The following is a 25,181-nucleotide window of genomic DNA, read 5'->3' on the forward strand; positions in this document are numbered from 1 at the left end:
TTTAAGGGAGCTCCCAATGTTTAGGGTTTATCATTCCAATCAGTTGGATTTGCTGAAAACGTTAACCAGCGCGTTGATAGCCAGAGAGCCATTGGCCGATCCTTTTCAACAGGAAGTGGTGTTGGTGCAGAGCCCCGGTATGGCGCAGTGGCTACAGATGCAGTTGGCGGAACAGTTTGGCATTGCTGCCAACATCGCTTTCCCGTTGCCGGCTACCTTCATCTGGGACATGTTTACCCGGGTGTTACCGGGTATCCCGAAAGAGAGCGCCTTCAGCAAAGACGCCATGACCTGGAAGCTGATGTGGCTGCTGCCCGATCTGCTCACTCAGCCTGAATTTGCCCCGCTGCAGCATTACCTCACCGACGACGGCGACAAGCGTAAGATTCACCAGCTTGCCGGCCGGGTAGCCGACCTGTTTGACCAATATCTGGTGTATCGTCCGCAATGGCTGGAAAGCTGGCAGAAAGGCGAGTGTATTGACGGATTGGCGGAAGCGCAGCAGTGGCAGGCGCCCCTGTGGGCACGACTGGTCGAATACACTCAGGAACTGGGGCAACCGGAATGGCATCGTGCCAATTTGTATCGCCGTTTTATCAGCGCGTTAGATAAAGCTGAAACCCCACCTGTGGGGTTGCCGCCTCGGGTGTTTATCTGCGGCATCTCGGCCTTGCCGCCGGTCTATCTGGAAGCGCTGCAGGCGCTGGGCAAGCATATCGATATTCATCTGATGTTCACCAACCCCTGCCGCTACTATTGGGGGGACATTCAGAGCCAGTCCTTCCTGGCGAAATTACAGAGCCGCAAAAGGCAGCATTATCGCGATAAAACAGAATATTCGTTATTCAGGGATCCTGATAACGCCTCTGCATTGTTTAACGACGCCGGCGAGCAAGACCTGCCGAACCCGCTGTTGGCTTCATGGGGCAAGCTGGGGCGCGACCACCACTTTTTACTCTCGCAGATCGAATCCTCAGAGGAAGTTTTTGCCTTTGTGGATATCCCAGCGGATAACCTGCTGCATGGCATTCAGCACGATATGCTGGAGCTGAAGAACAGCGCGGTGATCGGTACCACCCCGGCAACGCTGGAGAGGAGCGACACCAAACGTCGACTGGATCCGGCCGACAGGTCTATCAGCCTGCACGCCTGCCACAGCCCGCAGCGTGAGGTGGAAGTGCTGCATGACCAACTGTTGAGCATGCTGGCGGACGATCCTGAGCTGACGCCGCGTGACATCATCGTGATGGTGGCGGATATCGACAGCTACACCCCTTATATTCAGGCGGTATTCGGTAACGCCTCACCCGAACGCTATCTGCCGTTTGCCATTTCTGACCGAAAAGCCAGCCAGGCGCACCCGGTGCTACAGGCGTTTATTTCGTTATTGGATCTGCCGCAGAGCCGCTTTACCTCAGAACAGGTACTGGCTTTGCTGGAGGTGCCGGCACTGGCGGCGCGTTTCTCCATTCGGGAGGAAGGATTGCGCCTGTTGCGCCATTGGGTTGGTGAGTCTGGTGTGCGCTGGGGGCTGGATGACGACAACGTGCGTGAATTGGATCTGCCGGCGACCGGCCAGCATACCTGGCAATTTGGCATTACACGCATGCTGCTGGGTTACGCGATGGACAGCAATGCCGGTGATTGGCAGGGCGTTTTACCCTATGACGAGTCGAGCGGACTGGTGGCAGAACTGGCCGGGCAACTGGCGGAGCTGCTGGCGGCGCTGAGTCGTTGGCGGCAACGGCTGGGGCAGGCGCGTTCTTTGCCAGAGTGGCAGCCACTGTGTCGCCAACTGCTTGAGACCTTCTTTGAGCAGGACGGCGAAACGGAAGTGGTGTTGGCACTGATAGAGCGGGAGTGGAACAAGCTGTTTGAGTTCGGGCTGGCGGCGCGCTATCCCGATGAGGTCCCGCTGTCTATCCTGCGGGACGAGTTGGCGGCACGCCTCGATCAGGAACGCATCAGCCAGCGTTTCCTGGCCGGGCAAATTAACTTCTGTACGCTGATGCCTATGCGTTCTATCCCATTCAAAGTGGTTTGCCTGCTGGGCATGAACGACGGGGTTTATCCGCGCACTCTGCCGCCGTTAGGCTTTGATCTGATGGCGCAACAGGTCAAACGCGGTGACCGCAGCCGCCGAGATGATGACCGTTACCTGTTCCTGGAAGCGATTTTGTCGGCGCAGCAACGGCTGTACATCAGCTTTATTGGCCGCTCCATTCAGGATAACAGCGAGCGTTATCCCTCGGTGCTGGTGACTGAACTACTGGAGTATCTGGAGCAAAGTTATTGCCTGCCGGGCGATGAACATCTGGACGCTGATGGTAGCGCACGTCGGGTGGGTAAACACTTGCTTAACTGGCATTCACGCATGCCGTTCGCTGCCGAGAATTTTCTGCCCGACACCGAAGATCAAAGCTACGCGGCAGAATGGCTGCCTGCCGCCGATCGGCGCGGTGCGGCACATCCGCCGTTTAATCAGCCCTTGCTGCCGGATGAGAAAACTCAGATCTCGCTGGACGATTTATTGCGCTTCTACCGCCACCCGATCCGCGCTTTCTTCCAACTGCGGTTAGGGGTCAGTTTCATCTTGGAAGAAACCGAACTGCCGGATGAAGAACCCTTCACCCTGGATAACCTCAGCCGCTATCAGTTCAACAGCCAACTACTGAACACCCTGATTGACGGCGAGGATGCCAGCCGCCTGTTTCAACGGGTGCGCGCCGCCGGCGGGTTGCCTTTTGGTCCCTTCGGCGAAATTTACTGGCAGAAACAGCAGGAAGAGATGAGCGAGCTGGCCGAACAGGTCCGCGCTGAACGTAGCGAAGGGCACAGCCTGGAACTGGATATCGACATTGCCGGTGTACGCATCAGCGGCTGGTTACACCAGGTACAAGGCGATGGGCTGCTGCGCTGGCGACCATCAACTTTATCGGCAGTCGACGGCATATTACTGTGGCTGGAACATCTGGTGTACTGCTGCGTCGGGGGCAGCGGTGAAAGTCGCATTTACGGGCGTAAAGGGGCTGTCTGGCGCTTTGCCGCATTAAGCACGGAAGAGGCCCGCGAGCAATTGGCCGAACTGGTGGCGGGTTATCAGCGCGGCCTGTGTCAGCCGTTACTTTTGTTGAACAAAAGCGGCTGGGCATGGTTGAGCCAGTGCTACCAGCCACAAACGCAGCAGATTGACTGGGATGAAGAGGTACAAATCAAGGCCAGGGGCAAGCTGCTACAAACCTGGCAGGGCGATCAACGCATTCCGGGCGAAGGTGAAGACCCTTATGTACAGCGGGTATTCCGTCAGTTAGATAATATTTATTTAGCGCAAATTCTGGCCGAAACAGAGCGTTATCTGTTACCGGTGGCACGGCATAACCTAGGCTGATCCTGTGGCATTACATAGAGTTATTTACCCTATGAATTTCTAGTTGCAGCTAGGCACCCAGCTCGTTCATCCCCAGGCGCTTACTCTGGTAAGTAACTGGGGTGAACGAGTGCAGGTAACAACGTTGCGACTTGAAAGGCAACGGGTAAAATCCCCCGGTGGTACTGATTGCCCGGAGGTGGTAAAAATAATCAGGGTTATATTCAACTATCGGGGTTAGCTCCGGTCTTACATAACGTACAGGCATATAGACCCGTCGCCTTTCAAGCTGCAGCTTGAAATTCATAGGGTATAGATTTTGATGTGTTGTTTTGATGTACGCCGTCAACGTCAGGGATGTGGCGCGACGGCGTCTGAATAGGGGTTCATTTTGGATATGCGCAGACAGTTGGCCCGCATCACCGGGTTAGTATTAGTGGTTATGTTTTGGGCACCGTTGAGCTGGGCCGCACAGGGATGGCAACCGCTGGCGGAGAAGATCAACAAAAGCGATCACGATCCGCGCCAGTACCAGGCGATCAAGCTGACGAACGGTATGACCGTGCTGTTGGTTTCCGATGCTCAGGCGCCGAAATCACTGGCGGCGCTGGCGCTGCCGGTAGGCTCGCTGGAAGATCCGAACACTCAGCTTGGGTTAGCGCACTACCTGGAGCACATGGTGCTGATGGGGTCAAAGCGCTATCCGCAACCGGAAAACCTGTCGGAGTTCCTGAAGAAGCACGGCGGCAGCCATAACGCCAGCACCGCGTCTTATCGCACTGCGTTTTATCTGGAAGTGGAAAACGACGCGCTGGCCCCGGCGGTAGATCGCATGGCGGACGCCATCGCCGAGCCGCTGCTGGATCCGGACAATGCCGATCGTGAACGTAATGCGGTCAACGCTGAACTGACGATGGCACGCTCACGTGACGGTATGCGCATGGCGCAGGTTGGGGCAGAAACGCTGAACCCGGCTCACCCGAGCGCGCGTTTCTCTGGCGGTAACCTTGATACCCTAAAAGACAAGCCGGGCAGCAAGCTGCACGATGAGCTGACGGCATTCTATCAGCGTTATTATTCTGCCAATCTGATGATGGGGGTGCTGTACAGCAACCAGCCATTGCCGGAACTGGCTGAACTGACGGCCAAAACCTTTGGCAAGGTTCCTAATCGAGACGCCAGCGTACCGCCGATCAAAGTCCCGGCGGTCACCCCTGAACAGCAGGGCATCATTATTCATTATGTGCCGGCCCAGCCGCGCAAACAGTTGAAAGTAGAATTCCGCATCGACAATAACAGCGCCGAATTCCGCAGCAAGACCGATACCTACATCAGTTACCTGATTGGCAACCGCAGCCAAAATACCCTGTCTGACTGGCTGCAAAAGCAGGGGTTGGCGGATGCCATCAATGCCGGGGCCGATCCTATGGTCGATCGCAACGGCGGCGTATTCTCGATCAGCGTCTCGCTGACCGATAAAGGCCTGGCCAAGCGTGACGAAGTGGTTGCGGCCATCTTCAACTATCTGAAAATGTTGCGCAGCGAAGGTATTAAGCAAAGCTATTTTGATGAGATTTCCCACGTCCTGAATCTGGATTTCCGCTATCCGTCGATCACCCGTGATATGGACTACATCGAATGGCTGGTGGATACCATGCTGCGCGTGCCGGTCGAACATACGCTGGATTCGCCTTATCTGGCCGACCGCTATGACGTCAAAGCCATTGCCGAACGTCTGGACGCCATGACGCCACAAAATGCGCGTATCTGGTTCGTCAGCCCGAATGAGCCGCATAACAAGATGGCCTACTTCGTCAATGCGCCGTATCAGGTCGATAAAATCACTCAGCAGCGCTTTGAGCAGTGGCAGCAACTGGGTAAAGGGATCAGCCTGTCGTTACCTACGCTGAACCCGTATATTCCAGATGATTTCAGCCTGACCAAACCTTCGCACGAGTTTAAAAAACCGGAGATGGTGGTCGACCAACCGGGTCTGCGTGTGTTGTATATGCCGAGCCGTTACTTTGCCGACGAGCCGAAGGCTGACGTCACAGTGGTATTCCGCAATGCAAAAACCATGGATTCTGCACGCAACCAGGTGTTGTTCTCTTTGACTGACTATCTGGCCGGGATATCACTGGACCAACTGAGCTATCAGGCTTCGGTTGGCGGGCTGAGTTTCTCAACCTCGCCGAACAACGGTCTGGAGTTCAACGCCAATGGTTTTACCCAGCGTCTGCCGCAATTGCTGACCTCGCTGATCGAGGGCTACTCCAGTTTCACACCGACCGAAGATCAACTGACGCAGGCCAAATCCTGGTATCTGGAACAGCTGGATTCGGCCGAGAAAGGCAAAGCGTTTGAACTGGCTATCCAACCGGTGCAGATGGTTTCTCGCGTGCCTTACTCAGAACGCAGTGAGCGCCGTGAGGTGCTGAAAACCCTGACGCTGAGAGATGTGCTGACCTACCGTGACAGCCTGCTGGCTGAGGCAACACCGGAGTTGTTGGTGGTGGGCAATATGAGCAAGCAGCAGGTGGATACCCTGGCCTCCACGCTGAAACACCGTCTGGGTTGTACCGGCATTGAATGGTGGCACGGCGAAGACGTTGAAGTGACTAAAAACCAGTTGGCCAATCTGCAGCGGGCAGGTAGCAGCACCGACTCGGCGCTGGCGGCAGTGTATGTGCCGACCGGCTACGACGAAGTGACCGGTATGGCTTACAGCTCGTTGCTGGGCCAAATTATCCAGCCATGGTTCTACAGCCAGCTGCGTACTCAGGAACAACTTGGCTACGCGGTGTTTGCTTTCCCGATGTCCGTCGGCCGTCAGTGGGGCATTGGTTTCCTGCTGCAAAGTAACAGCAAGCAACCGGCGTACCTGTATCAGCGCTATCAGGATTTCTACCCGAAAACCGAGAAACGCCTGCGCGAGATGAAAGAAGCGGACTTCGAGCAGTATAAGCAAGCGATGATCAACGAGCTGAAGCAGCGTCCGCAGACCCTGAGCGAAGAAGCCGGCCGCTTCTCCAATGACTTTGACCGTGGCAACTTCGCATTTGATACCCGTCATAAGCTGATTGAGCAGATCAAGCAGTTGACGCCGACCAAACTGGCGGATTATTTCCACCAGGCGGTGATTAAGCCGCAGGGGCTGGCGGTGTTGTCGCAGGTGAGCGGCAGTGGGCAAGAGAAGGCGGATTACGCCGTACAGCCGAACTGGGTAACGTATCCAAACGCCTCTGCGCTGCAGAAAACCTTGCCGCGTAAGGTGGCGATGCCATGACAGGGACCACTCCGCAGCGACTTGACCCGCTAACGTTGCCGCTGTTTGGCGAGCGGTTGATAGAAGCGTCGGCGGGGACCGGTAAAACCTTTACCATTGGTGCGTTATATCTGCGTCTGCTGCTTGGCTTGGGCCAGGCGGCAGCCTTTCCCCGGCCGCTGACGGTAGAGGAGATCCTGGTGGTGACCTTTACCGAGGCCGCCACTGAGGAGCTGCGTGGACGTATCCGCAGCAATATCCATGGCTTACGCATTGCCTGCGTGCGTGGCAGCAGTAAAGACCCATTATTTAATGCATTAATGGCGGAAATTGACGATCTGCCGGATGCTGCCGCGCAACTGCTGGCCGCCGAACGGCAGATGGACGAAGCGGCAATCTATACCATCCACGGTTTTTGCCAGCGTATGCTGACCCACAACGCCTTCGAGTCCGGCATTCTGTTTGAGCAAACGCTGGTGCAGGATGAACTGCCGCTGCGCCGTCAGGCCTGTGCGGACTTTTGGCGTCGCCATTGTTATCCGTTGCCGATCGGAGTGGCCCGGGCGGTGAGCCAGGAGTGGAGCGGCCCGGAAGCGCTGCTGGCCGATCTTTCCGGTTATCTGCATGGCGAAGCGCCCATGCTGCGTCGGCCGCCGAAGGATGAAGAAACGGTGCTGATGCGCCATGAGCAAATCGTGGCGCGTATTGACGCCATTAAAGTGCAGTGGCTGGCGGCAGCGGGCGAGCTGGAAGCGTTGATCAGCCAGTCCGGCGTTGATAAGCGCAGTTACAGCAGCAAAAACCTGCCTAACTGGTTGCACAAAGTCGGTGAATGGGTGGTGCTGGAAACCCAAGACTATCAGTTGCCGAAAGAGCTGGATAAATTCCGTCAGTCGGTACTGCTGGAGAAAACTAAAAAAGGCGAACCGCCGCGCCATGCATTGTTTGTGGCGATCGACGAACTGTTCGATGAACCTCTGACGCTGCGTGATTTGATCATGGCGCGGGCGCTGAGCGAGATACGTTTGTCCATTCAGCAGGAGAAACGTCAGCGGGCTGAGCTGGGTTTTGACGACCTGTTAAGTCGGCTGGACAGTGCATTGCAGAGTGACGGGGGTGAACGTTTGGCACAGGCGATCCGCCAGCGTTACTCGGTGGCGATGATCGATGAGTTCCAGGATACCGATCCACAGCAATACCGCATCTTCCAAAAACTCTATGTCGGCAGGCCGGAATGCGGCCTGCTGCTGATCGGCGATCCCAAGCAGGCAATTTACGCTTTCCGTGGTGCCGATATCTTTACTTATATGCGCGCCCGTTCAGAGGTAAGCGCCCACTATACGCTCGAAACCAACTGGCGCTCCTCACCGGCGATGGTGGAAAGCGTTAATCATCTGTTTGCGCAGGTGGAAAAACCTTTCCTGTTTGGCCAAATTCCCTTTGTTGAGGTGGTCGCCGCCGAGAAAAATCGGGGGCTGGCGTTTGAGCTGCACAACCAGCCGCAGCCTGCGATGCAATTCTGGCTGCAACAGGGGGAAGGTGTCGGCGTTAGTGAGTACCAACAATTAATGGCACGTCTGTGCGCCACGCAAATCCGCGACTGGCTCAGCGCCGGGCAAAACCAGCAGGCCTGGCTGGTCGAAGGCGAAAAACGGCGGGCGGTAGAGGCGTCAGACATTACCGTGCTGGTGCGCAGCCGCAATGAGGCGGCATTAGTGCGCGACGCCCTGAGTGCACTGGCGATCCCTTCGGTTTATCTGTCCAACCGCGACAGCGTGTTCGATACGCCAGAAGCCAAGGATTTGCTGTGGCTGCTTCAGGCAGTGTTGGCACCGGAGCAGGAACGTACGCTGCGCAGTGCCATGGCGACAGGGCTGATGGGGCTGGACGCGCAGGCGCTGGACGGCTTGAACCAGGATGAGCGTGCCTGGGATGCCTTAGTCAATGAGTTCGATAAATATCGCACGCTGTGGCTGCGTCGCGGCGTGTTGCCGATGCTGCGTGAGGTGATGAACCAGCGCCATCTGGCAGAAAACCTGTTGGCCAGCCTCGGCGGTGAGCGCCGGTTGACCGATGTGATGCATCTGGGCGAGCTATTGCAGGAAGCCTCCGCACAGCTCGACAGCGAACATGCACTGGTGCGTTGGCTGGCGCAGCAGATTGCTCAGCCGAATCGGCAGTCCGACAACCAGCAGCTACGGCTGGAAAGCGACCGCCATTTGGTGCAGGTGATCACCATCCATAAATCCAAAGGGCTGGAGTTCGACCTGGTTTGGCTGCCGTTTGTCGGCAATTTCCGCCAGCAGCAGCAGGTGCTGTACCACGATCGTCACAGCTTTCAGGCCCTGCTTGACCTCAACGCCGATGAGCAAAGTATCGAATGGGCGGAGGAGGAGCGGCTGGCGGAAGATCTGCGCCTGTTGTATGTCGCGCTGACCCGTTCGGTATACCACTGCAGTATCGGCATTGCGCCGTTGATACAGGGGACCCGCAAAAAGCAGGGTGATAGCGATTTACACCGCAGCGCGCTGGGCTATCTGGTGCAGGCCGGTCAGGCCGGCGATGCGGCTTATCTGCAGCAATGTCTGCAACAATTGGCCGTCGATGGTGTTGCGCTATCGCGGGTCGAAACTCTGGACGAGTACCCTTGGCAGCCGCAAACGCCAGACTTGACCGAGCTGGCGGCGAAACATTTCTCACGCCAGGTGCAGGATTTCTGGCGGGTGACCAGCTATACCGGTCTGCAACAGCACGGCACGAGCCTGATGCAGGATTTGTTGCCAAGGTTGGATGTTGATGCCGCCGGCGAGCAGGCGCAGGACAGTGAGCCAGCGCTCACACCGCATACCTTTCCACGTGGCGCCGGGCCGGGAACCTTCCTGCACAGCCTGTTTGAAACGATCGACTTTACCCAACCGCTCGATGAGGCGTGGATGTTGGAGCAGTTGCAAAAACAAGGATTTGGCGAACACTGGCAACCGATACTGCTGGCGTGGATGCAGGTGCTGTTAAACACCCCGCTTAATGATACCGGCGTCGCTTTGTCAGCGCTGGCCCCGCAGTATAAGCAGGCTGAGCTGCAGTTTTATCTGCCGATCGAGCAGCTGTTGCAGGCGCGTGAGCTGGATAATCTGGTGAAAAGTTACGATCCACTTTCTGCCCGTTGCCCTGAGTTGGATTTCCAACAGGTGCAGGGGATGCTGAAAGGATTTATCGACCTGGTGTTCTGCTGGCAGGGGAAATATTACCTGCTGGATTACAAATCCAACTGGTTGGGCGAAGACAGCAGCGCCTATACCCAACCGGCGATGGAACAGGCGATGGCGGAACATCGTTACGACTTGCAGTACCAGCTATACACGCTGGCACTGCACCGCTATCTGCGCCATCGATTGCCGGATTATGATTATCAGCGGCACTTCGGCGGGGTGATTTATCTGTTCCTGCGCGGTGTAGATGCACAGCATCCGGGCAGCGGCATTTTTACCTGCCGCCCTCAGGAGCCATTGGTGGAAGGCATGGATTTGTTATTCAGTGGTAAAACCGTTGCGGTGGGGGATGCATCATGATCGCTCTACTGGAACAGGCACAGGCGCTTGGCGTGTTACGCCCACTGGATTTGCAGTTCGCCCGCGTAGTCGCTGGAGCGGATGAGCCTGAGATGCTGCTGGCTGCTGCCTGCCTCAGCGCGGAGGCTGGCGCGGGTCACGTTTGCCTGATGCTAGAGCAACTGCTGCCGGAAAACCTTTTTGACGGACGTCATCCGGAGCTGGCGCAGGCTGCGTGGGTGGCGGCAGGGCAGTTGGATGTGGCCGGTTGGCAACGGCGGCTGTCGGCCAGTGCGGCGGTGGGTGATGGCAGTACCGCGATGCCGATGGTGTTGCAACAGCAGCGCTTGTATCTGCAGCGCATGTGGCAGAACGAGGGTGAGGTTGCCGCCTTTATTAGAGGCGACAGTATCAGTAGCGACAGTCTACCTCAGGCGGTCGAAGAGACCGAGCTGCGTGCTATTCTCGACCAATTATTTGGTGAGGCGACCGATGAACCCGACTGGCAGAAAATTGCTGCCGCGGTGGCCGCCACGCGACGTATTGCGGTGATTTCGGGTGGACCGGGCACCGGTAAGACCACCACGGTCGCTAAATTACTGGCGGCGCTGGTGCAGTTCGACGAAGGGAGGCGTTTGCGCATCCAGCTGGCGGCTCCTACCGGCAAAGCGGCGGCGCGTTTAACCGAATCCCTGGGCAGTGCCAGCAAGCAGCTGACGCTAACCCTGGAGCAGCGTGCGCTGTTCCCTACCGAAGCTTCCACGTTGCATCGTCTGCTGGGCGCTCAGCCCAACAGTCAGCGTATGCGTTATCACAGTGGCAACCGGCTGCATCTGGACGTACTGGTCGTCGATGAGGCCTCCATGGTCGACCTGCCTATGATGGCGCGTTTGATTGCCGCCTTGCCCACTCAGGCACGGGTGATTTTCCTGGGCGATCGCGATCAACTGGCTTCGGTAGAGGCCGGGGCGGTACTGGGAGATATTTGCCGCTTTGCCGAGCAAGGTTACAGCGTGACGCGTGCGCAGCAACTTACGCGGCTGACCGGCTGCCTGCTGCAGGGGCAAACTGCCCAGGCGGAAGCTGCGGTACGCGATAGTCTGTGCCTGTTGCGCAAAAGCTACCGGTTTGATGCCAATTCGGGCATTGGTCAATTGGCCTTTGCCGTGAACGCCGGTGATGGCAAACGGGCAATGGCGGCGATCAGCGGCAGTTTCGCTGACGTTAGCGGTTATCCACTGGCTGAAACTCAAGACTATCAGGCATTGTTGGATGCCTGTGTGGCGGGTTACCGTGATTATCTGCGGCTGGTGGGTGAAGGGGCGGACGCTGTGGCGGTGTTGGCGGCGTTCGGTCATTTCCAGGTGCTGTGCGCGCTGCGAGAGGGGCCTTTCGGCATCGCCGGCTTAAATGAACGCATTGAGACGGGGCTGCAACGTGCCGGCCTGATCCAGCGTAAGCCGGGAGCCGCTGGGCGTTGGTATTCCGGCCGTCCGGTGATGATTGGTCGCAATGACAGCGCTCTGGGGCTGTTTAATGGCGATATTGGCATTGCCTTGCGGGATGAGAGCGGCGAACTCCGCGTTCATTTTCAACTGCCGGACGGCAGCATCAAGTCGGTGCAGCCGAGCCGTTTACCGGCGCATGAAACCGCTTATGCGATGACGGTGCACAAGTCACAGGGCTCGGAGTTTGACCATACGGTACTGGTGCTGCCCAATCATTTCCTGCCGGTGCTGACCCGCGAACTGGTGTATACCGCAATCACCCGCGCTCGCAGGCAGCTTTCGCTGTATGCCATCGATGCGGTTTTGATGCGGGCGATCCGTACCCCGACCCAGCGCCGTAGCGGGTTGGCGGAGCGGTTGCAGATCAAGGCTTAAGCGAGAATGGACAAGGGCGCAGCACACTGCGCCCGCCAACAATTACAGATCCGCCAGCAAAATCTTGGAACGGCGTTGGTAGTTGTACAGCGCCTGTTTTTCAACCGGTAGCACGTCGACTTCCGCCGGTGTGAAGCCACGCTCCTGGAACCAATGGATGCTGCGCGTAGTCAGCACAAACAGTTTATTCAGGCCCATCTGGCGTGCCTGACTTTCCACCCGTTGGAGCAGCATTTCTCCCCGTGACGAACTGCGGTAGTCAGGATGAACCGCAACGCAGGCCATCTCGCCAATCTTCTCTTCCGGGAACGGGTACAGCGCTGCGCAAGCGATGGTCAGGTTATCGCGCTCAATAATGGTGAACTTGTCGATCTCCATCTCCAGTTGCTCACGTGAGCGACGCACCAAAATACCCTGCTGTTCAAGCGGACGGATCAGCTCGAGGATGCCGCCGATATCGTTAATCGTCGCCCGGCGTACCTGTTCAGCACTCTCCATCACTATCTGGGTGCCGATACCATCGCGTGAAAACAGCTCTTGCACCAGCGCACCGTCTTCCTGATAGCTGATCAGGTGGCTGCGGCGCACGCCGCTGCGGCAGGCCTTCACCGCGCCGCGCAGGAAGCGCACGGTGCCGGAATGATAGTCGCCATGCTCTTCCAGTTCTTCGATGCGTTTTTGCGCGTCGTTAGGGAACAGTTCGGAAATGATAGTGCCTTCCTGATTGGTGACCCCCTGTGACGAACAGAAGCCGATCATTTTCTCGGCCTTCAGCTTGACTGCCAACTGGGTTGCCACCTCTTCCGAGGTCAGATTGAAGCTTTCGCCGGTGACGGAAACGGCCACCGGGCCAATCAGCACGATGGCGTTGCTGTCGAGCTGACGGTGAATGGCTTCTTCATCAATACGGCGGATGCGGCCGCTGTGGCAGTAGTCCACTCCGTCATCAATACCCAGCGGCTGGGCGATGATAAAGTTACCGCTGACCACGTTGATATGCGCGCCCTGCAATGGTGTGTTGTTGAGGCTCATTGACAGCCGGGCGGTGATATCCAGTTGCAGCAGACCCGCCGCCTGTTTAACCAGCTCCAGCGTATGGGCGTCGGTGACGCGGGTATGCTTGTGGTAAATCGGTTCGAGATTATGCTGCGCCAGATTGACGTCGATCTGCGGCCGCGCGCCATAAACCACCACCAAACGAATACCCAGACTATGCAGCAACCCGATGTCGTTAACGATGTTGGCAAAGTTCTCATGTTCTATGGCTTCGCCACCCAGCATAACGACAAACGTCTTGCCACGGTGGGCGTTGATATAGGGAACTGAGTGACGGAATCCTTGGACCAGCTCTGTACTACGTTCCTTCACGGCCAAACCTCATTTGCATATTTATACGACATTTTTGTATTTTTATTCTTTTCTTGCCCTAATGGCAAGTGAGAAATTATCTCTATTTCTTTGCCGGGGGCGCTGAATCGTTAATAAATTGAAAAACCATAAAAAGATTTTCTGATGACAGCACCGGAATGATTGGTTAAAGTTTTCGGCATTCCTGTTAACTGGTGTTTTTTTCATCTGTTTTAATCTGTTACCACTGCTGGAGCCGCATGCCAAACTCAAATCACAATCTGGGCCGCCGTCGTTTATTACAGGGGGTTGCCGCAAGCTGGTTGCTGAGTGTGAGTCGCACTGGTTTCGCTGCCTCATCGCACGTCATTGCCGTACGCGTTTGGCCTTCCTCCACCTATACCCGGGTGACGCTCGAATCTAACGTTGAACTGAAATATAAGCAGTTTGCGCTGACCAATCCCGATCGCGTGGTAGTGGATATCGAAGGCATACAGCTCAACAGCGTGCTGAAGGGCATCGTCGGCCAGGTACGTGACGACGATCCCTACCTGAAACAGGCGCGCGTTGGTCAGTTTGATCAAAATACCGTCCGGTTGGTGCTGGAGCTTAAGCGCAGCGTCAGCCCGCACATGTTCACTCTGGCGCCGGTGCCGGAATACCGCAATCGTCTGGTGATGGACTTGTACCCGAGCAAGGGCGGCAGCGGCGAAGACTATGATCCGCTGCTGGCGTTACTGGAAGATTACAACAAGGGCGATCTTGAGCGTACGTTGCCAGCTGAAGCGCCACAAGCCGGTAAGGCGGGGCGTGACCGACCGATTGTTATCATGCTGGATCCCGGTCACGGTGGCGAAGATCCAGGAGCGATTGGTAAATTCAAAACACGTGAAAAAGACATCGTATTGCAGATTGCACGCCGGCTAAGCACGTTAATCAAGCGTGAGCCGAATATGAAGGTGTTTATGACGCGCAATGAAGACGTCTTCATTCCGCTGAAGGTGAGGGTGGCGAAGGCGCGTAAGCAGCGTGCTGACCTGTTTGTGTCCATCCACGCCGATGCCTTTACCAGCCGGGCCGCACGTGGATCATCGGTATTTGCGCTGTCGACCAAAGGTGCCACCAGTTCGGCGGCGAAGTTCCTGGCGCAGACCCAAAATGAATCCGACCAAATCGGCGGCGTAAGCAAAAGCGGTGACCGCTACCTGGATCACACCATGTTTGATCTGATACAAACCGCGACCATCAATGACAGCCTGAAATTTGGTAAGGAAGTGCTGAACCGAATGGGTAAAATAAACCGTTTGCATAAGAACCGTGTCGATCAGGCCGGTTTTGCGGTATTGAAAGCGCCAGACATCCCTTCTATTCTGGTTGAGACGGCGTTTATCAGCAACATCGAAGAAGAACGCAAGCTGCGTACCACGCATTTCCAGCAGCAGGTGGCGGAATCTATTCTGGCGGGTATCAAGGCGTACTTTGCCAACGGTGGTGCGGTAGCGCGCAGAGGGTAAGGCTAATGCGGAAACGGCTGGGCGGCTGCCCGGTCGATTCTTGGCGGATTTCAGATACAAAAAAACACCCGTTAAGGTGCTTATTTGTAGTCATTAAAATTGGTTGCGGAGGCCGGATTTGAACCGACGACCTTCGGGTTATGAGCCCGACGAGCTACCAGGCTGCTCCACCCCGCGTCCGTCTTAATGCTTGTATTATCGAAACCAACATTTCATGTGATACCGCTGGTACAGTATCTGTTGGTTGCGGGGGCCGGATTTGAACCGACGACCTTCGGGTTATGAGCCCGACGAGCTACCAGGCTGCTCCACCCCGCGTCCGTATAATACTTTCTTTTTCATCGAATCCAACACTTTATTGATACTGCCTCTGGCAATATCGGTTGGTTGCGGAGGCCGGATTTGAACCGACGACCTTCGGGTTATGAGCCCGACGAGCTACCAGGCTGCTCCACCCCGCGTCCGATGGAAGCGCACTATACTCTCCGTGCATTTTGTTGCAACCCTTTTTGCATTTAATTGAACTAAAACAGTCTTTCTGCTGGATTAGTCCGCAATCTGCGCTCTTTTTCATCGTTATTGCCCCTGAGGCTTTTTTTATTGGCGGCGATTCCTTTATCTATGGGCGTTTGTTATCGTTCGCCGGTAGATCATATATGTAGAGAGTGTGCGCGATGAAAGGACGTTGGGGCAAATACCTGCTGAGCGGGTTAATGGTAGCGGTACTGGCGGGCTGTTCTTCCAAGCCGACCGACCGGGGACAACAATATAAGGATGGTCACCTGGATCAGTCGCTGGAGTTGGTGAACCAACCCAACGCCAGGGGCGTACCGGTTAATGCCAAGGATTACTCGGATCAGCTGATGGAGATTAAATATGCCTCTCCTTCACTTTTTAATCGCAACAACACTACCTTCCAGGCGGTACAAAGCTGGATGGCATCCGGGGCCGACACTCGCACTCTGAACCAATACGGCCTCAGCGCTTACCAAATGGAAGGCGTGGACAGCTATGGCAACGTGCAGTTTACCGGTTACTACACGCCGGTGCTGCAGGCTCGTTATACCCAGCAGGGCGAGTTCCGCTACCCGCTGTACCGCATGCCACCAAAAGGTAAAGGCCGTCTGCCCGATCGCGCGGGCATTTACTCGGGTGCGCTGGATGACCGCTATATTGTGGCGTACACCAACTCGCTGATGGACAACTTTATGATGGAAGTCCAGGGCAGTGGTTATGTGGATTATGGCAACGGTCAGCCGTTGGTGTTCTTCGGCTACGGCGGTAAGAACGGCCATGCGTATCGCAGCATTGGTAAGGTGCTGATCGATCGCGGTGAAGTGGCCAAGGCGGATATGTCGATGCAGGCGATCCGCCAGTGGGCAGACACCCACAGCGCCGCCGAAGTGCGCGAGTTGCTGGAGCAAAACCCTTCCTTTGTCTTCTTCCGTCCTGAAGCCTTTGCGCCGGTACGGGGCGCCAGCGCCGTGCCGCTGGTTGCCAAGGCGTCGGTGGCTTCCGATCGCTCACTGATCCCGGCGGGGACCACGCTGCTGGCAGAGGTGCCGCTACTGGACAACAAGGGTAAATTCACGGGAAAATATGAGATGCGCCTGATGGTGGCTCTGGACGTGGGTGGGGCGATCAAAGGCCAGCACTTCGATATGTACCAGGGCATCGGGCCGGATGCCGGTCACTCGGCCGGTTTTTACAACCACTACGGCCGCGTTTGGGTGTTGAAAGGCGCTAACGTTAACGCGCCGTTGTTCACCAGCCAGAACGGTTCCGCTTCCGGTGGTTCGCTGTTGGTTACCCGCTAACAGCACTAAGTTTTACAACGATCGATTGACCCGCAAGGGCCGGATTTCCGGCCCTCATCATTTGTAATGTTAAGGTATTAAAGCGTTATGAGCACAGCCTATTCTGAAGCCTACCTGCAGCGTTTTGGCGGCACGGCACGTTTGTACGGTCAGCAGGCCCTGGCGCTGTTTGCCCAGGCGCACATTTGCGTGATTGGCATCGGCGGCGTGGGCTCCTGGGCGGCAGAGGCGTTGGCGCGCACCGGTATTGGCGCTATTACGCTGATTGACATGGATGATGTCTGCGTCACTAACACCAACCGCCAAATTCATGCGCTGCGTCAGCATGTGGGCCAGTCAAAAACACAAGTGATGGCGGAGCGCATTCTGGCGATCAACCCGGAATGCCGGGTGACCTGCATTGACGACTTTATTACTGCGGACAACGTTGCCGAGCTGCTGAATAACAATTTTAGCTATGTTATTGATGCGATTGACAGCGTAAGGCCTAAGGCCGCGCTGCTGGCCTATTGTCGCCGTTACAAGATCCCGGTGGTCACTACCGGCGGTGCAGGTGGTCAGATAGATCCGACCCAGATTGCGGTGGTCGATCTGGCCAAAACCATACAGGACCCGCTGGCGGCCAAGCTGCGTGAGCGATTGAAAAATGATTTCAACGTGGTGAAGAACAGCAAGGGCAAACTGGGTATCGACTGCGTATTTTCCAGCGAACCGCTGGTTTACCCACAGCCAGATGGCAGCGTTTGCGCATCGCGCAGTACTGCGGAAGGGCCAAAACGAATGGATTGTAGTGCGGGATTTGGCGCGGCAACCATGGTTACCGCTACCTTTGGTTTTGTCGCCGTTTCCCATGCGCTGAAGAAGATGGTGGCGAAAGCCGCGCGTCAGGCGTAGCGAGCGGCCATTTCCTTCACGGCAGCAGCCAGTGCTGCCAGCCCGCTGGCTCGGGTGGCGCTGAGTTGAGCACGTAACGCCAGTTGATCAAACAGTGCCAGGGGATCCATCGCCGCTATCTGCTGCGGCGTTTTTCCTTCTACCGCCGTTAGCAGTACCGCCAACAGGCCGCGCACGATGCGGCCTTCGCTGTCGCCATAAAAGTGCAGCGTACCGTCCGCCAGTAACTGATGCCCCAGCCAGACCCGATTTTCACAGCCGCTCAACTCCATTTCCGCTGCGCGCAATGCCTCTGGCAGCGGCGGCAATTGTTTCGTCAGCATGATCAGTTGGCGATAACGATCTTCCCACTGTTTCAGTGCGGTAAATTTCTCGATCAGCGCTTCGGCGGTGATTTCGCGGCCAAAGGGATGGGGGGCAAGCATAGCGTCTCCGGGGTTCATTTAATCGGCCAGCAGGTCGATGGCGCTCTGCAGTGCTGCCACCAGAGCATCGACGTCTTCCTGCGTGTTGTAGGGCGCAAAGGAAGCGCGTAGCGTCCCACTGACACCCAGCGCTGCCATCAGTGGCTGAGCGCAGTGCTGACCGGCACGCAGCGCGATACCCTGTTCTGCCAGCAGGGTGACGATATCGCTGTGATGGATACCGGCAATATCAAACGCCAGTAAGCTGGAGCCGGAACAACGGAAGCTGCGGAACCCCGGCAGCTGCGTCAATCGTTTCTCGGCGAGATCGGCCAGCTCGCGGCTGTATTGCTCGGCTGCCGCCAGATCCTGCGTACCAATCCATTCCAATGCGGCGGCCAATCCCAACACACCGGCGATATTCGGCGTGCCGGCTTCAAAACAGTGCGGAGGTTTTTGCGGTGTGAAGCCGTCAAATGACGCACGAGTCAGCATTTTTCCGCCGCCTTGCCAGGGGGCCATCTGCGCCAGCAATTCGCTTTTACCGTATAGCGCACCGATGCCGGTCGGACCATAAAGTTTATGCCCGGAGAAGGCGTAGAAATCGATGTTTAGCCGCTGAACGTCAGCCGGGCAGTGGACGATGCCCTGCGCGCCGTCGATCATCACCAGAGCACCGGCACTGTGGGCAAGCCGGATGGCCAGAGCCAGGTCCGGGCAACCGCCGGTGACGTTGGACATTTGCCCCAGCGCCAGCAGGCGGGTTTTATCATTCAGCAGGCTGGGTAACTGGGTCAGATCCGGCAGGCGGTCTGCACCCAGCGGCAGTTTCACCACCCGAGCGCCAGTTTGTTCCGCCACCATCAACCAGGGGATCAGGTTGGCGTGGTGTTCGGCCTCGCTCACCAGGATTTCGTCGCCGGGCTGCAGGCGGGGGCGGGCGTAGCTCTGTGCCACCAAATTGATGGCTTCGGTGGTGCCGCGGGTCCAGATAATGTCGTCGGCTGAAGGAGCATTGACCAGCGTCGCGACCTGTTGGCGAGCCTGCTCGAACCGTGCGGTCAGATCCTGCGCCGCCCGATGCTGGCTGCGGTGCACGGTAGCCGCATCGTCACGGTAAAACTGCTGCGTGGCATTGATGACCGCCAGCGGTTTCAGCGCGGTGGCGGCGCTGTCGAGATAAATGCCCGCTTGCTGCAAGGCAGGAAACTGATTACGAAAAGCGATGGGATTAAAAGGTGTCATACCTTGATTGTCACTGGCTTGAGTCAATGGCCGATCCTGTCTTATTTTACCGCCAGAGACAAGCAATCCCGCATATTAGGATTCATCGGCTGGAAATTATAGGTAAGTTTGTTATGCTGTTAATTGCACACTAAGTCATGGCGTTAAATAACATAAAAGGTTTTTACAGCATTTAAAACTACAAGGAGTCCACAATGAAGAAAACAGCCGCAGTTATCTCTGCCCTGATGCTAACGTTTACCCTGGCCGCCTGCTCCAGCAACTACGTGATGCATACCAATGATGGACGCACCATTGTCGCTAAAGGAAAACCCGCGTTGGATAACGACACCGGGATGATCAGCTATAAAGACGCCAACGGCGTTGAGCAGCAGATCAACCGTGCAGACGTGAAGGAAATGGTTGAAAACGACCAATAACGTCGGGCAAAAAAAAGCACCGCAAAGATTGCGGTGCTGCATAAAATCACTATGGACAGACAGGGTAAATGTACAGGAAGTGAAAAACAGTAGCTTAGCTACCACGTCTGGATTGCCAGACAATTTGCAAACACAACATCACAACCACAAGCCAAAAGTTCATCGGCGTCCTCGACACCCACTCCCTTTTCGTTCCGGCCCGGGAAGTGCCGCCACTATAGGTATTTACTGGCGCATGCTCAACGGACAATTTATAATGGCTCGGATTAAAAAAACTAATGGTAGCGCTTTGCTGTCTGGTGCCTATCGCACGGCAGATAACGCCGCCTGATTTTTTATGCCGAATCACTCGGATTATTGTTACACAAAAGTAGCTAATAAATGTCTAAACGCTTACCACCTCTTAATGCACTGCGGGTCTTTGACGCGGCTGCCCGTCACCTGAGTTTTACCAAAGCGGCAGAAGAACTGTTTGTCACCCAGGCCGCGGTGAGCCACCAGATCAAGTCGCTGGAGGACTTCCTCGGCCTGAAGCTGTTTCGGCGCCGCAATCGCTCGCTGTTGCTGACGGAAGAAGGGCAAAGTTATTACCTGGATATCAAAGAAATTTTCACCTCAATCAATGAGGCCACCCGCAAGCTGCAAGCACGTAGCGCCAAGGGGGCATTAACCGTCAGTTTGCCGCCGAGTTTTGCTATTCAGTGGCTGGTGCCGCGCCTGTCCGGCTTTAACTCAGCTTATCCGGGAATCGACGTGCGTATCCAGGCCGTGGACCGCGAAGAAGACAAGCTGGCGGATGATGTCGACGTGGCGATTTTCTATGGCCGCGGCAACTGGCCCGGATTGCGAGCCGAACGTTTATACGCGGAATATCTGTTGCCGGTGTGCTCACCCAGCCTGCTGACCGGGGAACATGCGTTAAAAATGACGAGCGATCTGGCTTATCATACGCTACTGCATGATACTTCACGCCGCGATTGGCTGGCCTATACCCGTCAGTTGGGGTTGCAGCACATTAATGTGCAGCAGGGGCCTATTTTTAGCCATAGTGCGATGGTGGTTCAGGCGGCGGTGCATGGGCAGGGGATTGCGTTGGTGAATAACGTAATGGCGCAGACCGAGATAGAAGCCGGGCGTTTGGTTTGTCCGTTTAACGAGGTTTTGGTCAGTAAAAATGCTTTTTATCTGGTATGTCATGACAGTCAGGCAGAACTGGGTAAAATAGCTGCCTTTCGTCAGTGGATCCTGGCTCGGGCAGCCAGTGAACAAGAAAAGTTCCGCTTTCGCTACGAACAATGAGGCCGTTCGCCACTTTGCCGCAGCCGGTTTTCTTCAATAAAGGTAAATAACGATGAGCAGTCGTTCAATGCTGATTTTTGCCGCTATCAGTGGCTTTGTATTTGTTGCTCTGGGCGCGTTTGGCGCACACGTATTAAGTGGCACCCTGGGTGCCAACGAGATGGTTTGGATCCGTACAGGACTGGACTATCAGGGGTTCCATACTCTGGCGATCCTGGTGCTGGCGGTGGCAATGCAACGCCGCGTCAGCCTGTGGTTTTACTGGAGCGGAGCGTTGTTGGCGCTCGGCACCGTACTGTTCAGCGGCAGTCTGTACTGTCTGGCGCTGTCGCACCTGAAGTTCTGGGTTTATATCACGCCGATTGGCGGCGTATGTTTCCTGCTCGGTTGGGTATTGATGTTGGTTGGCGCTTTGCGTCTGAGGAAAAAGGCCGAGCGCCATGAATAGACTTGCGTTGTATTGCCGCCAAGGCTTTGAAAAAGAGTGTGCGGCAGAAATTACCACCAAGGCTGCCGAACTGGAAGTGTTCGGTTTCGCCAGAGTAAAGGATAACAGCGGCTACGTGCTGTTTGAGTGCTACCAACCGGATGACGCCGATCGCCTGGCGAAGGAAATTCCGTTCCGGGAGCTGATTTTTGCCCGCCAGATATTGGTGGTTGGCGAGTTGCTGCGCGATTTACCACCGGAAGATCGGGTTTCTCCAATTGTCGGCATGCTGATTGGCGTAGTCGATCGTGGCGGTGAGCTGCGTGTGGAAGTGCCGGATACCAACGAAAGCAAAGAACTGTTGAAGTTCTGCCGCAAACTGACGGTGCCGTTGCGTACTGCGATGCGTGAGCAGAAAGTGCTGATGGCGCGTGAGAACAAGACCCGTCCAGTGGTGCATGTGTTCTTTATCGCACCGGGTTGTTGCTATGTGGGTTACTCTTTCAGCAATAACAACTCACCGTTCTATATGGGCATTCCGCGTCTCAAGTTCCCATCCGATGCGCCGAGCCGTTCTACCCTGAAGCTGGAAGAGGCGTTCCACGTGTTCATCCCTGCCGATGAGTGGGAAGAGCGTTTGGCCAGCGGTATGCACGCGGTCGATTTGGGCGCTTGTCCGGGTGGTTGGACCTATCAACTGGTGCAACGCAGCATGATGGTGCACGCGGTGGATAATGGCACCATGGCACAGAGCCTGATGGATACCGGCCAGGTGACGCATCACCGCGCCGACGGTTTTAAATATGAACCCTCCAGCAGCAAGATTTACTGGCTGGTGTGTGACATGGTTGAGAAACCGGCGAAGGTGACTAGCCTGATGATCCAGTGGTTGGTGAAAGGTTGGTGCCGTGAGGCGATCTTCAACCTGAAACTGCCGATGAAAAAACGTTACGAAGAGGTTTCGCAGAATCTGCTGGCCATCAAGGAAGCGTTGGATTCGGCGGGCATCAGTTCAGAAATTCATGCCAAACAGCTGTATCACGATCGTGAAGAAGTTACCGTGCACGTCCGCCGTATGTGGTCGGCCGTGGCAGGCCGTCGCGACGAACGCGATTAAATGTCAGGGCGCTGTTTTCAGTGCCCGTGATTAAACCGGTAACCGCAGTTGCTGTAGGTTGCCGGTTAACGTCAGATCGGTGCGCAAGCTAGCGACTCTTTTGCTGACATAGGCCATCTCGCGATGCTGTTCCAGCTTGCCGCGCCATTTCTCCGGCACCTGTTCCATAGCCTGATATAACCCATCCAGCGAGCCCGCCTGCTGTAACAGCAATACCGCCGTCTTCGGCCCAATACCCGCTACGCCGGGGATTTTGCTGCTGCTTATTCCCGCCAGCCCCCAGTAATCCGCCAATTGTTGTGGTGATACGCCGAACTCTTGTTGCACAAACGGCATATCCAGCCAACGTTTTTGGAAATAATCGCGGATCTGCACGCTGGGTGCCAACAGCTGGCAATAGCCTTTGTCGGTGGACACAATGGTCACCTGATGGCCGCCGCCTGCAACTTTGGCGGTCAGCGTTGCCGCCAGATCGTCTGCTTCATTTCCCGGAGAGTGCCAACATGCAACGCCAAGCGCTTCAAAAGCCTGCCGTAACTGCGGCATTTCCTGCTGCAAATTGTCCGGCATCGGCGAACGTCCAGCCTTGTAGTCGGGCAGGATTTGGTGGCGCCAGCTTTCGCTGCGGTCGTCCTCATCGAACACCGCCACGGCGTGCGTTGGCCGACTGTGCTGGATCAACTGTTGCAGTGCGTGCTGGCAAGCATTCACACAAGGGGAACCCTGCACGGCGTGTATGCGGCGGATCAGGTTCAGGGCATCGACAATCAGTAGGTGTATAGACACTTTATCCTTCAATTTGCCTCTTTGTTGGCTGCCTTCACTCACCCCGCTCACATAGTTATCTATGCTCCCGGGGATTCATTCTGTAGCCGCCTCGACGCAACTTGAATGATTTCGTGTATCGGCAGGGTTTGCAGTTAAAAATGAGGCCTGGTTGAACTAGGCGACGATTTCATAGCAGGGCACATAAGCGGTACCCGGCAGTTTCATTCGGTGCTGGGCGACAAAGCCCTGCAGCAGACTGTCCATTTGCTTCATCATCTGCGGCTCTCCGTGCAGCTTGTACGGCCCAAACTGTTCGATGGCATGAATGCCATTTTCCTTCACGTTGCCGGCGACGATGCCGGAAAACGCGCGGCGCAGCGCAGCAGCCAGCTGTTCGGCCGGCTGGTCGGGATACAGGTTGAGATTGGCCATATTTTCATGGCTTGGCTCAAACGGCAGTTGCAGATCCGGCGCAATGCGGATCGACCAGTTAAAGCTGTAGGCATCGCCGGTATTACGGCGGTTCTCTTTCACCAGCGGCATGGCTTTTTTCATCTGACGCGCCACTTCGGCCGGATCGTCGATGATGATGGTGTAGTGACGGCGCGCTTCGTCTCCCAGCGTGTTCATGATGAACTCATCCAACACCTGGAAGTAGTTGGCGCTCTCTTTCGGCCCGGTAAGGATCAGCGGTAACACCTGTTCGCTGTTCTCCGGATTCATCAGGATCCCCAGCAGATAAAGCAGTTCTTCTGCCGTACCGACACCGCCCGGGAAGATGATGATGCCGTGGGCAATGCGGACGAAGGCCTCAAGGCGCTTTTCAATGTCAGGCATGATCACCAGCTCATTGACCAACGGGTTTGGTGGTTCTGCGGCGATGATCGACGGCTCGGTCATACCGATAAAGCGGCTATTGTGGTAGCGCTGTTGCGCATGTCCTACGGCCGCGCCTTTCATCGGCGCCTCCATGGCACCCGGCCCGCAGCCGGTACAGATATTCAGCTCGCGCAGGCCCAACTGGCTACCGACCTTACGGGCGTACAGGTATTCGTTTTCGTTGATCGAGTGACCACCCCAGCACACCACCAGATTCGGATCTTCATCAAGGTGCAGCGCGCGGGCGTTGCGCAGGATTGAGAACACCAGGTTGGTAATGTGGGCCGAGTTTTCCAAATTCAGATGCTGGAAACGGCCGGCGCTGTCGATCTGCCCGTGAACGAACAGGATATCGCGCAGCACGGCAAACAGGTTGGCCTGCAGCGAACGGATGATTCGCCCGTCGACAAAGGCGTCTTCCGGTGGATTCACCAGTTCAAGTTTGACCCCACGCTCACGGCGCAGGACGTTAATATCAAAGGTTTCGTAGCGTGACAGCAGCTGTTTACTGTTGTCGGTCTGGCTGCCGGAGTTCAGGACGGCCAGCGAACAGTTGCGGAACAAACGGTATAGATCGCTGCTGGCGGTACGCTTCAGCATGTCTACTTCCAGCTGCGACAGCAAATCCATAGAGCCAAGCGGGCTGATGTGTGTAATCAAGGTAACTCCTTTGCACCCGGAAAGGGGCAGTAGTAATCCATACGCAGCAGAACAGCATCTCGTTATATACCCGTCATCTTTCAAGCTGCAGCGTTGTTACCTGCACTCGCTCACCCCAGTTACTTACTCAAGTAAGCGCCTGGGGATGAGCGAGTTGGCCGCCTAGCTGCAACTTGAAAGCTATAGGGCATAGTTAGCGCACGGTGGTAACATCATCGTTTGCCAGCCGGAATGCCCAGCGCTCCTGTTTTAACCTTACCGCCGTCCCCTGTCTTTTACCAATACAAACCGCTCGTTAGCTCAGTTGTTGAGCACTGTTTCGCACTAT

Annotated in this window: 16 protein-coding genes and 3 tRNA genes; 11 read left to right on the forward strand and 8 right to left on the reverse strand. The window is 56.1% G+C overall.

Going from position 1 to position 25,181, the window contains the following annotated elements; translation table 11 throughout:
- The first annotated feature begins 16 nt into the window (after positions 1 to 16).
- From recC to recD, 4 genes are all read left to right on the forward strand, one after another.
- The gene (gene recC, locus ACUTSU_RS15070) at positions 17 to 3,388 is read left to right on the forward strand and encodes an exodeoxyribonuclease V subunit gamma (protein ID WP_445654347.1); all 3,372 of its coding nucleotides are present in this window, start codon (positions 17 to 19) and stop codon (positions 3,386 to 3,388) included.
- Positions 3,389 to 3,764: 376 nt separating this feature from the next.
- Positions 3,765 to 6,653 carry a pitrilysin gene (gene ptrA / locus ACUTSU_RS15075; protein WP_445654362.1) on the forward strand — a complete coding sequence of 963 codons (2,889 nt, stop codon included), beginning with the start codon at positions 3,765 to 3,767 and terminating at the stop codon, positions 6,651 to 6,653.
- The gene (gene recB, locus ACUTSU_RS15080; RefSeq protein WP_445654348.1) at positions 6,650 to 10,201 is read left to right on the forward strand and encodes an exodeoxyribonuclease V subunit beta; all 3,552 of its coding nucleotides are present in this window, start codon (positions 6,650 to 6,652) and stop codon (positions 10,199 to 10,201) included. Before ptrA ends, recB begins: the two co-directional genes overlap by 4 nt.
- Positions 10,198 to 12,063, forward strand: a complete 1,866-nt coding sequence (gene recD / locus ACUTSU_RS15085) for an exodeoxyribonuclease V subunit alpha (RefSeq protein ID WP_445654349.1) — start codon at positions 10,198 to 10,200, stop codon at positions 12,061 to 12,063. Before recB ends, recD begins: the two co-directional genes overlap by 4 nt.
- 42 nt (positions 12,064 to 12,105) lie before the next feature.
- Here the strand turns inward: recD and argA are convergent, their stop codons facing one another.
- Positions 12,106 to 13,431: an amino-acid N-acetyltransferase gene (argA, locus tag ACUTSU_RS15090; RefSeq protein ID WP_261094123.1), complete on the reverse strand. Its 1,326-nt coding sequence runs from the start codon at positions 13,429 to 13,431 to the stop codon at positions 12,106 to 12,108.
- 239 nt (positions 13,432 to 13,670) lie between these two features.
- Here argA and amiC point away from each other — a divergent pair, with 239 nt between their 5' ends.
- A complete protein-coding gene (amiC, locus tag ACUTSU_RS15095; RefSeq protein ID WP_445651916.1) occupies positions 13,671 to 14,924 on the forward strand; it encodes an N-acetylmuramoyl-L-alanine amidase AmiC in 1,254 nt (417 codons plus the stop codon).
- Positions 14,925 to 15,024: 100 nt separating this feature from the next.
- Here amiC and ACUTSU_RS15100 read toward each other — a convergent pair.
- From ACUTSU_RS15100 to ACUTSU_RS15110, 3 genes are all read right to left on the reverse strand, one after another.
- Positions 15,025 to 15,101, reverse strand: a tRNA-Met gene (locus ACUTSU_RS15100).
- Between the two features lie 64 nt (positions 15,102 to 15,165).
- Positions 15,166 to 15,242, reverse strand: a tRNA-Met gene (locus tag ACUTSU_RS15105).
- Positions 15,243 to 15,308: 66 nt separating this feature from the next.
- Positions 15,309 to 15,385 (reverse strand) — tRNA-Met (locus ACUTSU_RS15110).
- A gap of 213 nt (positions 15,386 to 15,598) precedes the next feature.
- On the opposite strand from ACUTSU_RS15110, the gene mltA reads away from it, so the two are divergent.
- Positions 15,599 to 16,741, forward strand: coding sequence for a murein transglycosylase A (gene mltA, locus ACUTSU_RS15115; RefSeq protein ID WP_445651915.1), 1,143 nt, complete (start codon positions 15,599 to 15,601; stop codon positions 16,739 to 16,741).
- Positions 16,742 to 16,828: 87 nt separating this feature from the next.
- Positions 16,829 to 17,635: a tRNA cyclic N6-threonylcarbamoyladenosine(37) synthase TcdA gene (gene tcdA / locus ACUTSU_RS15120; RefSeq protein ID WP_261094121.1), complete on the forward strand. Its 807-nt coding sequence runs from the start codon at positions 16,829 to 16,831 to the stop codon at positions 17,633 to 17,635.
- Here the strand turns inward: tcdA and csdE are convergent.
- Entirely contained in the window at positions 17,626 to 18,060 is a 435-nt protein-coding gene (csdE, locus tag ACUTSU_RS15125; RefSeq protein WP_261094120.1) for a cysteine desulfurase sulfur acceptor subunit CsdE, read from the reverse strand. The genes tcdA and csdE overlap by 10 nt on opposite strands.
- Before the next feature lie 18 nt (positions 18,061 to 18,078).
- Positions 18,079 to 19,284: a cysteine desulfurase CsdA gene (gene csdA / locus ACUTSU_RS15130; protein ID WP_445652024.1), complete on the reverse strand. Its 1,206-nt coding sequence runs from the start codon at positions 19,282 to 19,284 to the stop codon at positions 18,079 to 18,081.
- Positions 19,285 to 19,478: 194 nt separating this feature from the next.
- Here csdA and ACUTSU_RS15135 point away from each other — a divergent pair, with 194 nt between their 5' ends.
- The 4 genes from ACUTSU_RS15135 (at position 19,479) to rlmM (ending at position 22,546) form a co-directional block, all read left to right on the forward strand.
- Positions 19,479 to 19,703, forward strand: coding sequence for a YgdI/YgdR family lipoprotein (locus ACUTSU_RS15135; RefSeq protein WP_261110381.1), 225 nt, complete (start codon positions 19,479 to 19,481; stop codon positions 19,701 to 19,703).
- A gap of 381 nt (positions 19,704 to 20,084) precedes the next feature.
- Entirely contained in the window at positions 20,085 to 21,002 is a 918-nt protein-coding gene (locus ACUTSU_RS15140; protein ID WP_445651914.1) for a transcriptional regulator GcvA, read from the forward strand.
- Between the two features lie 52 nt (positions 21,003 to 21,054).
- Positions 21,055 to 21,450 (forward strand): DUF423 domain-containing protein, encoded by a 396-nt coding sequence (locus tag ACUTSU_RS15145; RefSeq protein WP_445651913.1) that lies wholly within the window; start codon positions 21,055 to 21,057, stop codon positions 21,448 to 21,450.
- Positions 21,443 to 22,546 carry a 23S rRNA (cytidine(2498)-2'-O)-methyltransferase RlmM gene (gene rlmM / locus ACUTSU_RS15150; RefSeq protein WP_445651912.1) on the forward strand — a complete coding sequence of 368 codons (1,104 nt, stop codon included), beginning with the start codon at positions 21,443 to 21,445 and terminating at the stop codon, positions 22,544 to 22,546. The genes ACUTSU_RS15145 and rlmM overlap by 8 nt, the downstream gene beginning before the upstream one ends.
- 30 nt (positions 22,547 to 22,576) lie before the next feature.
- On the opposite strand, the gene xni is transcribed toward rlmM, so the two are convergent.
- Positions 22,577 to 23,332 (reverse strand): flap endonuclease Xni, encoded by a 756-nt coding sequence (gene xni / locus ACUTSU_RS15155; RefSeq protein ID WP_445651911.1) that lies wholly within the window; start codon positions 23,330 to 23,332, stop codon positions 22,577 to 22,579.
- Between the two features lie 156 nt (positions 23,333 to 23,488).
- Positions 23,489 to 24,853 carry a nucleotide 5'-monophosphate nucleosidase PpnN gene (gene ppnN / locus ACUTSU_RS15160; RefSeq protein WP_012146504.1) on the reverse strand — a complete coding sequence of 455 codons (1,365 nt, stop codon included), beginning with the start codon at positions 24,851 to 24,853 and terminating at the stop codon, positions 23,489 to 23,491.
- Positions 24,854 to 25,181: the final 328 nt, after the last annotated feature.

The organism is Serratia sp. NA_13 (genome assembly GCF_052691735.1).